Below are 13,925 nucleotides of genomic sequence, written 5' to 3'. Positions count from 1 at the left end.
GCCTGCTCGCGAAAGCGGTGTGTCAGTCACGGAGGTGTTGACTGACAGAATGCTTTCGCGAGCAGGCTCGCTCCCACAGGTCTTCCGGCGCAACACGCATCTAAGGTTATGCCCAAACAATATTTCTCAACCTCGTCATAACGTCTCTAAGATCACGTCATAACTCGTTATAACAAGTGATCCGACGATGACCGATAACGTTCTCTCCCTCAGTAGCGTTCCGCTGCACACTCAACTGCGCGACGTCCTGCGTGCGCGGATTCTCGACGGTGAATACCCGCAAGACAGCCAGATGCCTTCCGAAAGCGAACTGGGCGCGCTGTTCAAAGTCAGCCGCATCACCGTGCGCCAGGCACTCGGTGATCTGCAAAAGGAAGGACTGATCTTCAAGATCCACGGCAAGGGCACCTTCGTCGCCAAGCCGAAAACCTTTCAGAACGTCAGTAGCCTGCAAGGCCTCGCCGAGTCGATGACCGGGCGCGGTTATGAAGTGATCAACCGCCTGCGCAGTTTCAAATTCATTCCGGCCGACAAGCGTGTGGCCGAGCGTCTGCAGGTCGCCGAGGGTGAAATCGTCGCGCAGATCAAACGCGTGCGCCTGATCAACCGCGAGCCGATCTCGCTGGAAATTACCTACCTGCCCAAAGCCGTTGGCGAACGACTGGAGAAGGCGGATCTGGTCACCCGCGACATCTTTCTGATTCTGGAAAACGACTGCGGCATCGCCCTCGGCCACGCCGATCTGGCCATCGACGCGGTACTGGCCGACAGCGACCTGACCCAGGCGCTCAACGTCGAAGCGGGCTCGCCGATCATGCGCATCGAGCGCTTGACCCACGATGCCCAAGGCCAGCCGCTGGACTTTGAACACCTTTATTACCGTGGCGATGCGTTCCAGTACCGCCTGCGGATCGACCGGCAAAAAGGGGAGCAGGCATGACCCGCAACGTTCTAGAACAGGAATACGACATCGTCGTGATTGGCGGCGGTACGGCCGGGCCGATGGCGGCGATCAAGGCCAAGGAGAAGAACCGCGATTTGCGCGTGTTGCTGGTCGACAAGGCCAACGTCAAGCGCAGCGGCGCGATCAGCATGGGCATGGATGGCCTGAACAACGCGATCATTCCCGGCCACTCGACACCGGAGCAGTACACCAAGGAAATCACCATCGCCAATGACGGCATCGTCAATCAGGCGGCGGTCTACGCCTATGCGACGCACAGTTTTGAAACCATCGAACAACTCGACCGCTGGGGCGTGAAGTTCGAGAAGGACGAAACCGGTGACTACGCGGTGAAAAAGGTCCACCACATGGGCGCCTATGTGCTGCCGATGCCAGAAGGGCACGACATCAAGAAAGTCCTGTATCGGCAGTTGAAACGTGCGCGGGTGAGCATCACCAATCGCCTGGTCTGCACGCGTTTGCTGACCGACGAGGAGGGCGCGGTCAACGGTGTGATGGGCTTCGATTGCCGCACCGCCGACTTCCATGTGATCAAGGCCAAAGCGGTGATTCTCGCCTGCGGCGCGGCCGGACGCCTTGGTCTGCCGTCGTCGGGCTACCTGATGGGCACCTACGAAAACCCGACCAATGCCGGTGACGGCTACGCGATGGCGTATCACGCAGGCGCCGAACTGGCCAACCTTGAGTGCTTTCAGATCAACCCGCTGATCAAGGACTACAACGGTCCGGCCTGCGCCTACGTCACCGGCCCGCTGGGTGGCTACACCGCCAACAACAAGGGCGAACGCTTCATCGAGTGCGACTACTGGAGCGGGCAGATGATGTGGGAATTTCACCAGGAACTGGAAAGCGGCAACGGTCCGGTGTTCCTCAAGCTCGACCATCTGGCCGAGGAAACCATCCAGAACATCGAGGAAATCCTGCACAGCAATGAGCGCCCGAGCCGTGGCCAGTTCCACGCCAACCGTGGCACCGACTACCGCACGCAGATGGTTGAAATGCACATTTCGGAAATCGGCTTTTGCAGCGGCCACTCGGCGTCCGGCGTGTGGGTCAACGAGCGTGCCGAGACTTCAGTGAAAGGCTTGTATTCGGCCGGCGACATGGCTGCGGTGCCGCACAATTACATGCTTGGCGCGTTCACTTACGGCTGGTTCGCCGGGCACAACGCCGCGGAATTTGTCGCCGGCCGCGAGTTTTCCGCACTGGACAGCGAGCAGATCGCCAAGGAACAGGCCCGGGTTTACGCGCCGCTCGATCGCCAGGACGGTCTGCCGCCGGCGCAGGTCGAGTACAAGCTGCGGCGCTTCGTCAACGATTACCTGCAACCGCCGAAAGTGACCAAAAAAATGCAGATCGGCCTGCAACGCTTCAGCGACATCGAGCGCGATCTCGAGCAGATGAAAGCCAACAACGCTCACGAACTGATGCGAGCGATGGAAACCAGCGTGATCCGCGACTGTGCCGAAATGGCCGCCCGCGCTTCGTTGTTCCGCGCCGAAAGCCGCTGGGGCCTGTACCACTATCGCGTCGATCACCCGCAACGCAACGACGCCGATTGGTTCTGCCACTGCCATCTGAAGAAGGGCGAGGACGGCCAGATGACCAGTTTCAAGAAGGCCGTCGAGCCCTACATCATCCCGCTCGACGCCGAGGAAATGCAGGCTTACGACCGCCTGCGGGTCGGCGCCTTCGCCGCTTGAGACATCATTTTTCAGAGAGTCCGAAACATGGCTTATCAAGCTCAGGAAATCTTCTTCCGCTCCAACGCGCCGGTCACTGTCGATGAGGACAAATGCATCGCGGAAAAGGGCTGCACCGTGTGCGTCGACGTCTGCCCGATGGACCTGCTGGCGATCAACCCGGCCACGCAAAAGGCCTACATGGCGTTCGATGAATGCTGGTACTGCATGCCGTGTGAGAAGGATTGCCCGACGGGGGCGGTGAAGGTCGACATCCCCTATTTGTTGCGTTGACCCCAAATCCATTGTGGGAGCGAGCCTGCTCGCGAAAGCAATCGTTCATTCAACAATGATGGTGCTGACCCGCCGCCTTCGCGAGCAGGCTCGCTCCCACATTGCGATTGTGATTATCCAATAGCCATCCGGAGAACCCCGGACGCTGAATGCAAAACACCCCTCGTTTCCCACCGCGCCCCGATCGCGGCGGAGACGAACCTCAAACAAATGATTCGAGGGGAAACACTCATGTTGCGTGCAGCACTCGCTGGGCTGGTCCTGGCTTCATTCACCTTGTCGGCCTCGGCCGAAACCATCCGCATCGCCATCGGCACCCAGGACACCACTATCAATTGCGCCGCCGGTGGCCTGTTGATCCGTGAACTCGGTCTGCTGGAAAAATACCTGCCCCACGATGGCGCCTACAAAGACGCGAAGTACGACGTGCAGTGGAAAAACTTCACCAGTGGCGCGCCGCTGACCAACGAGATGGTCGCCGGCAAACTCGACTTTGGCGCCATGGCCGATTTCCCCGGTGCGTTCAATGGTGTGGCGTTCGAAACGGCGGGCAAGCACAGCCTGTTCATCAGCGTGCTGTCGGGCAGCATCAAGGGCAGCGGCAACGGCATCGTCGTGCCGAGCGCCTCGGCCGTGCAGAGCTTGAGTGAACTCAAGGGCAAGACCATTTCGGTGCCGTTCGCCTCGACGGCTCACGGCATGTTGCTGCGCGCCGTGGCAGAGCAGGGCTGGGACCCGCTCAAGGATGTCAACATCATCGCCCAGCCACCGGAAGTCGCCGGCTCGGCATTGCAGGCCGGCAAGATCGACGCCCACGCCGATTTCGTGCCCTTCGCCGAGCTGTTCCCGAGCCGTGGTTTCGCCCGCAAGATCTACGACGGCGCTCAGGCCAACGCGCCGACTTTCCATGGCGCACTGGTGGATCAGGCCTACGCCAAAAAGTACCCGGAAATCGTCGTCGCCTATCTGCGTGCGAGCATCGAAGCCAACCAACTGCTCGCCGCCGAACCGGAGAAGTACAGCGAACTGATCGCCAAAGTCACCGGGGTCGATGCCGAGGTCAACTACCTGTTCCACGGCCCGCTCGGCGTACAGACCCGCGACCTGAGCTGGAAACCTGAATATCGCCAGGCCGTCGGTACCGCCATCGATACCCTGAAGCTGCTGAAGAAAGCTGATCGCGGGCTCGACCTGAACAGCTTCATCGACGACCAGTACATCCGCGCCGCCTTCAAGGCTGCGAACCTCGATTACACCGCGCAACTGGCCAACTACGCGCAGACGCCGGTGCCGGGTGTGGATGCGGCGACGGGCAAAGCCATCACCGACGTCAGCCATGTCGCGGAAATCTGGGTGCGTGGCGAGGAAAAAGTCCGCCGTTATGGCTCGGCTGAAGCGGCCTTCACCGCGTTGGCAGGGTTGAAACAGGAGGGCAAGAACATTCGTGCGGTGTATGCGCAGGCCAGTGACAGCGGGATCAAGTTGCTCGCTGAACAGGCGTGGTTTGCCAGCGATGCCAAGGGTCGCCTCAGCGCATTTCTGCTCAAGGGCCAGGCCCAGCAATACGCTGCGGCGCAGGGCGGCAAGGTGTTCGACTTTAGCGATGCCACTGCGCAGGTTGTTGCTGCGCGCTGAAGATCAAAAGCCCCTCACCCTAACCCTCTCCCGGAGGGAGAGGGGACTGACCGAGTTGTTGGTGAGAGATACGCCGACGTGAAGTACCGAGTCGAACTCAGGTCGTGAAAAGCACGCAAATCGGCTCCCTTTCCCCCTCGCCCCCCTGGGGGAGAGGGCTGGGGTGAGGGGGTAAATCTCAGCCATCACACAGAACCCGAACTGGAAACCGGACTATGAAAACACCGTTGCGCTGGACATCAAAAGCCGCCTCACTGCTGCTCTGCCTGCTCTGCCTGCTCTTCTGGCAACTCGCCGCCAGCCATCACTGGAACCTCGGCCTGGTCACCTTTGCCAACGTGCCGACGCCACTGGCGGTGATCGAAGCCGCGCTGGGCCTGGGCGACTCGGGCAAACTCTGGCAGCACCTGAGCAGCAGCCTCGGCCGGGTCTTCGCCGGTTACGTGGCGGCGTTGATCCTCGGCATTGCCCTGGGTCTGGCCATCGGCCGTTCGAAATGGGCTGAAGACATTCTGCTGCCACCGCTGGAAGTCCTGCGCCCGATCCCCGCCGTGGCGTGGATTCCGCTGGCGATCCTGATGTTTCCATCCTCGGAATTGTCGATGGTCTTTATCACCTTCACCGGCGCGCTATTCCCGATCCTGCTCAACACCGTGCACGGCGTCGAAGGCGTCGATCCACGCCTGATCGCCTCGGCAAAAAGCCTCGGAGCAGGGCGCCGGGCGATTCTGCTGGAAGTAATCCTGCCGGGCGCTGCGCCGAGCATCATCACTGGCCTTGCGATCGGCATGGGCACTTCGTGGTTCTGTCTGGTGACCGCGGAAATGATCTCCGGGCAGTTCGGCATCGGTTACTACACCTGGGAGTCCTACACCATTCAGAACTACGCCGACATTGTCGTCGGCATGCTCCTGATCGGCGTGTTGGGCATGGGCAGCAGCTGGCTGATCAAACGCCTGGGCGGCTTGTTCACGCCTTGGCATCGACCGCGAGGCAAAGCCTGATGAGCGTCATGCAAACCCCGGCAGGGCGGATCGACATTCGCCAGTTGTCCATCGTCCTCGGCCAGGGCCGCGAAGCCTTCGAAGCGGTGCAGGGTCTCGATTGCCAGATTGAACCCGGCCAGTTCGTGTGCATTCTCGGCCCGTCCGGTTGCGGCAAGTCGACCTTGCTCGGCGCCCTGGCCGGACACTTGAGTGCCAGTACCGGCAGCTTGAAAGTCGACGGCAGCGCGGTGACCGGCCCGTCGCCGCAGCGCGGCATGGTGTTTCAGCACCACACGCTGTTCCCGTGGCGCACGGTGCGCGACAACGTCGCCTTCGGCCTGAAGATGCGCGGCGTCGGCAAGGCTGAGCGGCATCGAGCCGCTGACGACATTCTCAAACTGGTCGGCCTCGAAGGCTTTGCCGAACGCTGGCCGGACCAGCTCTCCGGTGGCATGCAGCAGCGGGTGGAGATCGCACGGGTGCTGGTCAATCGACCGCGCCTGTTGCTGATGGACGAGCCGTTCGGCGCGCTGGATGCGCTGACCCGCTTGAACATGCAGGAACTGCTGCTGGACATCTGGACGCGCATCCGCACCACCGTGGTTTTCGTCACCCATGACATCGACGAGGCGCTGTTTCTAGCCGATCGCTTGCTGGTAATGAGCGCGCGACCAGGGCGAATCATCGAAGACCTGCGTCTGGACTTTCCACGCCCGCGTACCAGTGAACTGGTGACCAGCCCCGAGTTCGCTCGACTGAAACGCCATTGCCTCGACCTGCTGCGCCACGACAACGACCGATCGCTGCCGCGCCTCAATCCGCTCGGCCTGCCTCCTGAAACCCCTTTGCCGCGATTTGCCCTATGACCTCTATTTTTGCTGTGACCGACAACGAAGACATCCTCGCCCTGCAACCGCGCCTGACGGCGGAAGACCCGGGCGTGCGGCGCATTGCCCTGATCGATCTGGCCGATCTCGAAGAACCGGATGGCTTGCTCTGGCTGGTTGATCGACTTCGTCAGGATCCTGCCGAGGATGTTCGCGCTGAAGCTGCGCGATTGCTTGAAGCGTGGGAGGACGATGCGGTCGTGCAAGCCTTGTGCGAAGCGCTGACGGATCCGTCGCCCGCTGTGCAATCGGCAGCGGCGCAAAGCCTGAGCCTGCTCAAGACTGCAGCGGCGGGGCGCGTGATTCTGCCGTGGACCGAACATGCCGATGTCAGTGTGCGCGTCGCCGCATTTCGGGCGTTGCGAGAATTGCGCTTTGCCGAGGCCGCGCCGGCTGCTGTCGCGGCATTGGAAGATGCCGATGCTCATGTTCGGCGCGAAGCGGTTGGCGTGCTCGGCTGGCTCAAACAGCTCGACGCGCTGCCAGCCCTGGCGCGCCTGGCCAGCGACGACCCGGACACCGAAGTGCGCCGCGCCGCGACGGGTGCGCTCGGTCTGGCGAGCGACGCCGAAGTATTGCCAGCGTTGCGCCAAGCTTTGCGCGACCCTGCCTGGCAAGTGCGCGAAGAAGCTGCGACCACGCTGGGCAAGGTTGGCCACAGCGACGCCGGCCCGGCCTTGGTCGAAGCGCTGAGCGATGATTACTGGCAAGTGCGCCTGCGCGCCACTCGCAGCCTTGGCCGCTTGCGCTTCGCCCCGGCGCTGGACGCGCTAATCGACACCCTTGGCCACCGCATCAGCAATCTGCGCAAGGAAGCCGCGCTGGCCCTCGGTGAATTGAACGATCGCGGCGCCGTGGCCGCGTTGCAGGCGGCGCATGACGACGGCGACCCGGAAGTGCGCAAAGCCGTGCGCATCGCGTTGAGTCAGTTGCAATGAACCCACTGTCGGTGGGCAACTCGCAGAGTGAGCGCACGTTACACCTGAGCTGGCCGGACGGGCGCGAATCGCTGCTCAAGCATGCCGATCTGCGCCGGCAATGCCCTTGCTCGCAATGCCGCGCATTTCGCCTGCGCGGCGTCACGCCGCTGGTGGATGAGCGCGTGCGCCTGATCGAGGTCAATCCGCAGGGGTATGGTGTGCAACTGGTGTTCAGCGATGGCCATCAACGCGGGATTTACCCGTGGGCGTACCTGGCGCAACTGGGTTCCTGACCTTATCCGATGATCGTTCCCACGCTCCGCGTGGGAATGCAGCCCGTGACGCTCCGCGTCACTGGACGCGGAGCGTCCCTTGAGGCATTCCCACGCAGAGCGTGGGAACGATCAGACAGATTGATCCGATTGCAGCTGCCTGCGTCGGCTTGCGCCGACTGGCGGTTCTTGTCAGGAAATTCCCACAGGAGTACAAATGTACTCCATGACGAACCTGACTCCCCGCCGTACCGCCATTCTGACCTTTATCCGCGATCGCATCGCCGAGCACGGTCAGCCCCCAAGCCTCGCTGAAATCAGCGAGGCTTTTGGTTTTGCCTCGCGCAGCGTGGCGCGCAAGCATGTGCTGGCGCTCACCGAAGCCGGTTTCATTGAGGTCAATCCGCATCAGGCCCGGGGCATTCGCCTGCTCGGTCAGCCGCCGCGTCCGGAATTGCTGGAGATCCCCGTACTCGGTCGCGTGGCTGCCGGCGCACCGATTGGCGCCGATGTCGATATCCATAACCGTTTGCTGCTCGACCCGGCGCTGTTCTCCCGCACCCCGGATTACATGCTGCGGGTGCAGGGCGACTCGATGATCGAAGACGGCATTCTCGATGGCGATCTGGTCGGTGTGCGGCGCAATCCCGAGGCGCTGAACGGCCAGATCGTCGTTGCGCGTCTGGACGGTGAAGTCACCATCAAACGCTTCGAACGGGTCGGGGATGAAGTGCGCCTGCTGCCGCGCAACCCGGCCTATCAGCCCATCGTTGTGCGTAACGATCAGGATCTGGCCATCGAAGGCGTGTTCTGTGGTCTGGTGAGGCAAGGCTGATGGGCGCCGTCGTTGCGTTGGATACGCTGTTCAATGGCGGCCAGGTCTGGCGCGGCCGGCCTGCGCCACCGGCGGCAAGTCCGCAGCCGACCGGGCATGCGGGACTGGACGCGGCTCTGCCCAGCGGCGGCTGGCCGGAAGCGGCGCTGAGCGAAATCCTTCTCGCCGGCCCCGGTGTCGGCGAGCTGCAACTGGTCTGGCCAACCCTGGCGCGATTGTCCGCGGCCGGTGAGCGCATCGTGCTGGTGGCGCCGCCGTTCGTGCCATACCCGCAGGCCTGGGCCAATGCCGGAGTCGATCTGCGCCAGTTGTCGGTGATTCAGGCCAGCGAGCGCGATGCCTTGTGGGCGGCGGAGCAATGCCTGCGCTCGGGCAGTTGCGGCGCGGTGCTGTGCTGGCCGAACAAGGCCGATGACCGAGCCTTGCGGCGTTTGCAGGTAGCGGCGGAAACCGGCCAGACCCTGGCCTTTGCCTGGCGCCCGTTGAGCGAAGCGGTCAACCCGTCACCGGCAGCGTTACGCATAGCCATCGATGCCAAACCGGCGCAGCTACGTGTGCTCAAGTGCCGTGGCGGGCTGGCGCGGGCGGCGCCGATTGCCTTTGCCGTGGGGCACTGATCGTCATGCGCTGGGTATGTATCCTGTTTCCGCAATTGGCCCTCGACGCTGTGCTGCGTCAGCGGCCCGACCCTGAAGAGCCGCTGGTCCTGCTCAGCGGCCCGGCCCAGCGGCGGGTGCTGCAAGCGGTTAATCCGTCGGCACGCAAACTCGGCCTGCGCCCCGGCATGTCGATGACCGCCGCGCAAGCCATGAGCAAAGGCTTTGCCACCGCCGATTACGAGGTGGCCGAGGTCGAGCACTGGCAGCAGTTTCTCGCCGCATGGGCCTACCGTTTCAGCGCGCAAGTCAGCGTGCATTACCCGCGTACCGTGGTGTTCGAGATCGAATCCAGCCTCGGCCTGTTCGGTACCTGGCCGCAATTTGAAGCTCGCCTGCGCCAGGAGTTGAAAGATCTGGGCTTTCGTCATCGCATCGTCGCCGCGCCGAATCCGGTGGCTGCGCGAGTGCTGGCCAATGCCTACGATGGCTTGGTGGTGCCGGACGGCGAGGCCTTGCAGCATCATCTCGGGCAATTGCCGGTCGACCGCGTCGGGCTGGAGCCGAATGTCGCCACGGCGTTGTCGCGCATGGGCCTGCGCAATCTCAGTCAGGTGCAAAGCCTGCCACGCCAGGCACTGGCCCGGCGTTTCGAAGCGCAGATGCTCAAGCACCTCGACACGCTGTTCGGCGCACGCCCTCTGGCGCTGGCGTTCTATCTGCCGCCCGACCGTTTCGATATCCGCATCGAACTGAATTTCGACGTGCAATCCCATCAAGCCTTGCTATTCCCGTTACGGCGCTTGACCGGCGATTTGTCGGCGTTCCTCTGCGGGCGCGACAGTGGCGTGCAGCGTTTCGACCTGCATCTGGAACACGCCGGGCTGCCGGACACAGTGATCAAGGTCGGCCTGCTCAGCGCCGAGCGTGACGCGGCGATGCTCTTCGAACTGGCCCGTGGCCGGCTGGAACAAGTTCAGGTGGAGGCACCGGTGCGTGGTTTTCGCTTGCGCGCCGAAGACCTGCCGAGTTTCGTTCCGCAATATCAGGAGCTGTTCGACGACCGCCCGCAGCAGACCTTGCCCTGGGAGCAATTGCGCGAACGCCTGCGCGCACGGCTGGGTGATGACGCGGTGCAGGGGCTGCGCTTTCAGGCCGATCATCGCCCCGAGTGCGCGTGGCAGAACGCTGCCGATAAACACCTTTGCACGGGGTTGCCCAGCGTGCAGCGTCCGGGCTGGCTGCTCAACGAACCGCAAAGCGTGCCGGAAGGTTCGGCGCGGATTCTCATGGGGCCTGAGCGCATCGAATCCGGTTGGTGGGACGGTGGCGACGTGCGGCGTGATTACTACCTGATCCAGAACCGCGCCGGTCAGCAGGGCTGGGCCTGGCGGGCGGTGGGTGAGGGCGGTCCGCTGTGGCTGCAAGGCTGGTTCGCATGAGTGCCGATTACGCCGAACTGCATTGCCTGTCGAACTTCAGTTTCCAGCGCGGAGCCTCGAGCGCGCTGGAACTGTTTCAGCGGGCGAAAAAGCACGGCTATCAGGCGCTGGCGATCACCGACGAATGTACCCTGGCCGGAATCGTCCGTGCTTGGCAAGCGGCGAAGTCCGTTGAGTTGCCGTTGATCATCGGCAGCGAGATACGCATCGACAACGGCCCGAAACTGGTGCTGCTGGTGGAAAACCTCGCCGGTTATCAGGCCTTGTGCGGCTTGATCACCCAGGCTCGGCGGCGTACGCAGAAAGGCCAGTATCAGGTGCTGCGCGAAGACTTCGCCGAAGCGCTGCCGGGTTTGCTGGTGTTGTGGGTGCCGGATTCAGTGGATGACCGGGAAGAAGGGCGCTGGCTGAAGCAAACATTCGGCGACTGCCTGTGGCTCACGGTGCAACTGCATCGCGGGCAGAACGATCAGCAGCGACTATCGGCATTGTTGGCTCTGGCGGCTGAGTTGCAGATTCCAGCCGTGGCCAGCGGCGATGTGCACATGCACGCCCGGGGGCGCCGTGCCTTGCAGGACACCATGACCGCGATCCGTCATCACGTCCCCGTGGCCGGAGCGGGACTGCGCCTGCATCCCAATGGCGAGCGGCATTTGCGTTGCCTCGATGAGCTGCGCGCATTGTATCCGCCGGACTTGCTTGCAGAATCGGTCAACCTGGCCCGGCGCTGCACTTTCGATCTGAGCGAGCTGCGCTATCAGTACCCGAAAGAGCTGGTGCCCGAGGGGCACAGTGCCAGTTCCTGGTTGCGCCATCTGACCGAGGAGGGCATTGCCTGGCGCTGGCCGAAAGGGCCTCAGGCCAAGGTGCTCAAGCAGATCGATGACGAGTTGCAATTGATCGCCGAGCTCGGCTACGAAAGCTATTTCCTCACCGTGCACGACGTGGTGCGCTTTGCCCGCACACAGAAAATCCTCTGTCAGGGGCGTGGTTCGGCAGCCAACTCGGCGGTGTGTTATGCCTTGGGTATTACCGAAATCGACCCGGAGCGCACCACGCTATTGTTTGAACGTTTCATGTCCAAAGAGCGCAACGAGCCGCCGGACATCGATGTCGATTTCGAGCACGAGCGCCGCGAAGAAGTCCTGCAATACGTGTTCAACCGTTACGGCCGGGGACGTGCGGCGCTGACGGCGGTGGTCAGCACCTATCACGCCACCGGTGCCGTGCGCGATGTGGCCAAGGCCCTCGGCCTGCCGCCGGATCAGATCAACGCGCTGGCCGACTGCTGCGGGCGCTGGAGCGATGAGACGCCGCCGCTGGAACGTTTGCGTGAAGGCGGCTTCGACCCGGATAGTCCGGTGCTGCGTCGGGTACTGAGCCTGACCGGGCAACTGATCGGCTTCCCCCGGCATCTGTCGCAGCATCCCGGCGGTTTTGTGATCTCCGAGCAGCCGCTGGACACCTTGGTGCCGGTCGAAAACGCGGCAATGGCCGACCGCACCATCATTCAGTGGGACAAGGACGACCTCGATGCGGTCGGCCTGCTCAAGGTGGATATCCTCGCCTTGGGCATGCTCAGTGCGATTCGCCGCTGCTTCGATCTGCTGCGCCGGCATCGTGATCTGAACCTGACGCTCGCGACGATCCCCGCCGAAGACAAACCGACCTACGAAATGATCAGCCGCGCCGATACCGTCGGCGTGTTCCAGATCGAGTCGCGGGCGCAGATGTCGATGCTGCCGCGCCTGAAGCCAAAGACCTTCTACGATCTGGTGATTGAAGTGGCGATTGTCCGTCCCGGGCCGATTCAGGGCGGCATGGTTCATCCGTATCTGCGCCGACGTAATAACGAAGAGGCGGAAACCTATCCGTCGCCGGCGCTCGAAGTCGTACTCAAAAGAACCCTGGGCGTGCCGTTGTTCCAGGAACAGGTCATGCAGATCGCCATCGTCGCTGCCGACTATAGCCCCGGCGAGGCCGATCAGTTGCGCCGCTCGATGGCGGCGTGGAAGCGCCATGGCGGACTGGAGCCGCACAAGGAACGCCTCGCCGCCGGCATGAAAAAGAACGGCTACACACCGGAATTCGCTGCGCAGATCTTCGAGCAGATCAAAGGCTTCGGCAGTTACGGCTTCCCCGAATCCCACGCCGCCAGTTTCGCCTTGCTGACCTACGCCAGTTGCTGGCTCAAGTGTCACGAGCCAGCGGCGTTCGCCTGTGCACTGATCAACAGTTGGCCGATGGGCTTTTACAGCCCGGACCAGATTCTGCAGGACGCGCGGCGGCACCAATTGCAGATCCGTCCGGTGGACGTGCGCGCCAGCGATTGGGATTGCAGCCTCGAACCGCTGAGTACCGGGCAACCGGCGATTCGCATGGGCCTGCGCATGATCAAGGGGTTTCGCGAAGAAGATGCCCGGCGCATCGAAGCCGCGCGCCGCCACGGGGCGTTTGCCGATGTCGCTGACCTGGGTGAGCGCGCCGCCCTCGACAGTCGAGCGCAGGCCTTGCTGGCAGACTCCGGCGCTTTGCGTGGCTTGGCCGGGCATCGCCATCGTGCGCGTTGGGAAGTGGCCGGGGTGCAGAAACAACTCGGCCTGTTCGCCGGCCTGCCCAACGAGGAAGAAGTCAAAATCGTCTTGCCCAAACCCAGCGTTGGCGAAGACCTGCATGCTGATTACGCCACGGTGGGGACAACGCTGGGGCCGCACCCGTTGGCATTGTTGCGTGGCGAGTTGCAGGCCCGGCGTTGCCGCAGTTCGCGCGAGTTGATGGATATCGAACATGGCCGGCCGGTCAGCGTGGCCGGTCTGGTCACCGGCCGACAGCGCCCCGGTACGGCCAGCGGGGTGACGTTCGTGACCCTGGAAGACGAGTTCGGCAACGTCAATGTGGTGGTCTGGCGTGACCTGGCCGAGCGTCAGCGCCAAGTGCTGGTGGGGTCGCAATTGCTCAAGGTCGACGGCCGCTGGGAACGCGAAGGCGATGTGCGCCACCTGATCGCCGGGCGCATGAGCGACCTGAGCCCGCTGCTCAATGGCATTCATGTGCAGAGCCGCGATTTCCACTGACCCGTGTGGCAGCGAGCCTGCTCGCGAAAGCGCAGTGTCAGGCGATGACGATGTTGACTGTGCCGCCGCCTTCGCGAGCAAGCTCGCTCCCACAGGGATTTTGGTTGCGATGAAGATGGTCGATCTGCCCCGTATCAGTGTGGCAGCGAGCCTGCTCGCGAAAGCGCAGTCTCAGGCAATGACAATGTTGACTGTGCCGCCGCCTTCGCGAGCAAGCTGAACTGGTCAAGTAATATTGGACACCAGTTAGGGTTTTTCAGGCCGCCATTTTCTCCATGGCGACCGGTGACCGGTAGTTGTTGTAGCTATGGAGTCTGGTGTTGTTGTAGCGCATTAGG

At 62.7% G+C, this 13,925-nt stretch carries 12 protein-coding genes; all 12 read left to right on the top strand.

The window, feature by feature from the left end; all coding sequences use genetic code 11:
* Positions 1–187 precede the first annotated feature (187 nt).
* The 12 genes from QMX86_RS24445 (at position 188) to QMX86_RS24390 (ending at position 13,587) form a co-directional block, all read left to right on the top strand.
* Positions 188–940: a GntR family transcriptional regulator gene (locus QMX86_RS24445; RefSeq protein WP_016774450.1), complete on the top strand. Its 753-nt coding sequence runs from the start codon at positions 188–190 to the stop codon at positions 938–940.
* Positions 937–2,667 (top strand): fumarate reductase/succinate dehydrogenase flavoprotein subunit, encoded by a 1,731-nt coding sequence (locus QMX86_RS24440; RefSeq protein ID WP_122692742.1) that lies wholly within the window; start codon positions 937–939, stop codon positions 2,665–2,667. Before QMX86_RS24445 ends, QMX86_RS24440 begins: the two co-directional genes overlap by 4 nt.
* A gap of 27 nt (positions 2,668–2,694) precedes the next feature.
* Complete coding sequence (locus QMX86_RS24435) at positions 2,695–2,940, top strand: ferredoxin family protein (RefSeq protein WP_003225615.1); 246 nt, start codon at positions 2,695–2,697, stop codon at positions 2,938–2,940.
* A 210-nt stretch (positions 2,941–3,150) separates the two neighbouring features.
* Positions 3,151–4,575 carry an ABC transporter substrate-binding protein gene (locus QMX86_RS24430; protein ID WP_282386749.1) on the top strand — a complete coding sequence of 475 codons (1,425 nt, stop codon included), beginning with the start codon at positions 3,151–3,153 and terminating at the stop codon, positions 4,573–4,575.
* 215 nt (positions 4,576–4,790) lie between these two features.
* Positions 4,791–5,579 carry an ABC transporter permease gene (locus QMX86_RS24425; protein WP_282386751.1) on the top strand — a complete coding sequence of 263 codons (789 nt, stop codon included), beginning with the start codon at positions 4,791–4,793 and terminating at the stop codon, positions 5,577–5,579.
* Positions 5,579–6,427 carry an ABC transporter ATP-binding protein gene (locus tag QMX86_RS24420; RefSeq protein WP_282386753.1) on the top strand — a complete coding sequence of 283 codons (849 nt, stop codon included), beginning with the start codon at positions 5,579–5,581 and terminating at the stop codon, positions 6,425–6,427. Before QMX86_RS24425 ends, QMX86_RS24420 begins: the two co-directional genes overlap by 1 nt.
* Positions 6,424–7,386, top strand: a complete 963-nt coding sequence (locus QMX86_RS24415) for a HEAT repeat domain-containing protein (RefSeq protein WP_282386755.1) — start codon at positions 6,424–6,426, stop codon at positions 7,384–7,386. Before QMX86_RS24420 ends, QMX86_RS24415 begins: the two co-directional genes overlap by 4 nt.
* Complete coding sequence (locus tag QMX86_RS24410) at positions 7,383–7,661, top strand: DUF971 domain-containing protein (protein WP_282386757.1); 279 nt, start codon at positions 7,383–7,385, stop codon at positions 7,659–7,661. The genes QMX86_RS24415 and QMX86_RS24410 overlap by 4 nt, the downstream gene beginning before the upstream one ends.
* A gap of 196 nt (positions 7,662–7,857) precedes the next feature.
* Complete coding sequence (lexA, locus tag QMX86_RS24405) at positions 7,858–8,475, top strand: transcriptional repressor LexA (protein WP_073474832.1); 618 nt, start codon at positions 7,858–7,860, stop codon at positions 8,473–8,475.
* The gene (gene imuA, locus QMX86_RS24400; RefSeq protein WP_041478676.1) at positions 8,475–9,092 is read left to right on the top strand and encodes a translesion DNA synthesis-associated protein ImuA; all 618 of its coding nucleotides are present in this window, start codon (positions 8,475–8,477) and stop codon (positions 9,090–9,092) included. The genes lexA and imuA overlap by 1 nt, the downstream gene beginning before the upstream one ends.
* 5 nt (positions 9,093–9,097) lie before the next feature.
* Positions 9,098–10,513, top strand: a complete 1,416-nt coding sequence (locus QMX86_RS24395; protein ID WP_282386760.1) for a DNA polymerase Y family protein — start codon at positions 9,098–9,100, stop codon at positions 10,511–10,513.
* Positions 10,510–13,587: an error-prone DNA polymerase gene (locus QMX86_RS24390; RefSeq protein ID WP_282386763.1), complete on the top strand. Its 3,078-nt coding sequence runs from the start codon at positions 10,510–10,512 to the stop codon at positions 13,585–13,587. The genes QMX86_RS24395 and QMX86_RS24390 overlap by 4 nt, the downstream gene beginning before the upstream one ends.
* Positions 13,588–13,925 lie beyond the last annotated feature (338 nt).

The sequence above is a fragment of the Pseudomonas sp. PS01270 genome (genome assembly GCF_029959775.1).
In the GTDB taxonomy this organism is placed as follows: Bacteria; Pseudomonadota; Gammaproteobacteria; order Pseudomonadales; family Pseudomonadaceae; genus Aquipseudomonas; species Aquipseudomonas atacamensis.
The sequence above is the reverse complement of the archived record's forward strand: the minus strand, read 5'-3'. Positions and strand labels throughout refer to the sequence as shown.

What these genes read in the sequence shown, in the direction of transcription:
- QMX86_RS24445 (WP_016774450.1), top strand. Translation starts at nt 188, where the DNA reads ATGACCGATAACGTTCTCTCCCTCAGTAGCGTTCCGCTGCACACTCAA.
- QMX86_RS24440 (WP_122692742.1), top strand. Translation starts at nt 937, where the DNA reads ATGACCCGCAACGTTCTAGAACAGGAATACGACATCGTCGTGATTGGC.
- QMX86_RS24435 (WP_003225615.1), top strand. Translation starts at nt 2,695, where the DNA reads ATGGCTTATCAAGCTCAGGAAATCTTCTTCCGCTCCAACGCGCCGGTC.
- QMX86_RS24430 (WP_282386749.1), top strand. Translation starts at nt 3,151, where the DNA reads ATGATTCGAGGGGAAACACTCATGTTGCGTGCAGCACTCGCTGGGCTG.
- QMX86_RS24425 (WP_282386751.1), top strand. Translation starts at nt 4,791, where the DNA reads ATGAAAACACCGTTGCGCTGGACATCAAAAGCCGCCTCACTGCTGCTC.
- QMX86_RS24420 (WP_282386753.1), top strand. Translation starts at nt 5,579, where the DNA reads ATGAGCGTCATGCAAACCCCGGCAGGGCGGATCGACATTCGCCAGTTG.
- QMX86_RS24415 (WP_282386755.1), top strand. Translation starts at nt 6,424, where the DNA reads ATGACCTCTATTTTTGCTGTGACCGACAACGAAGACATCCTCGCCCTG.
- QMX86_RS24410 (WP_282386757.1), top strand. Translation starts at nt 7,383, where the DNA reads ATGAACCCACTGTCGGTGGGCAACTCGCAGAGTGAGCGCACGTTACAC.
- lexA (WP_073474832.1), top strand. Translation starts at nt 7,858, where the DNA reads ATGTACTCCATGACGAACCTGACTCCCCGCCGTACCGCCATTCTGACC.
- imuA (WP_041478676.1), top strand. Translation starts at nt 8,475, where the DNA reads ATGGGCGCCGTCGTTGCGTTGGATACGCTGTTCAATGGCGGCCAGGTC.
- QMX86_RS24395 (WP_282386760.1), top strand. Translation starts at nt 9,098, where the DNA reads ATGCGCTGGGTATGTATCCTGTTTCCGCAATTGGCCCTCGACGCTGTG.
- QMX86_RS24390 (WP_282386763.1), top strand. Translation starts at nt 10,510, where the DNA reads ATGAGTGCCGATTACGCCGAACTGCATTGCCTGTCGAACTTCAGTTTC.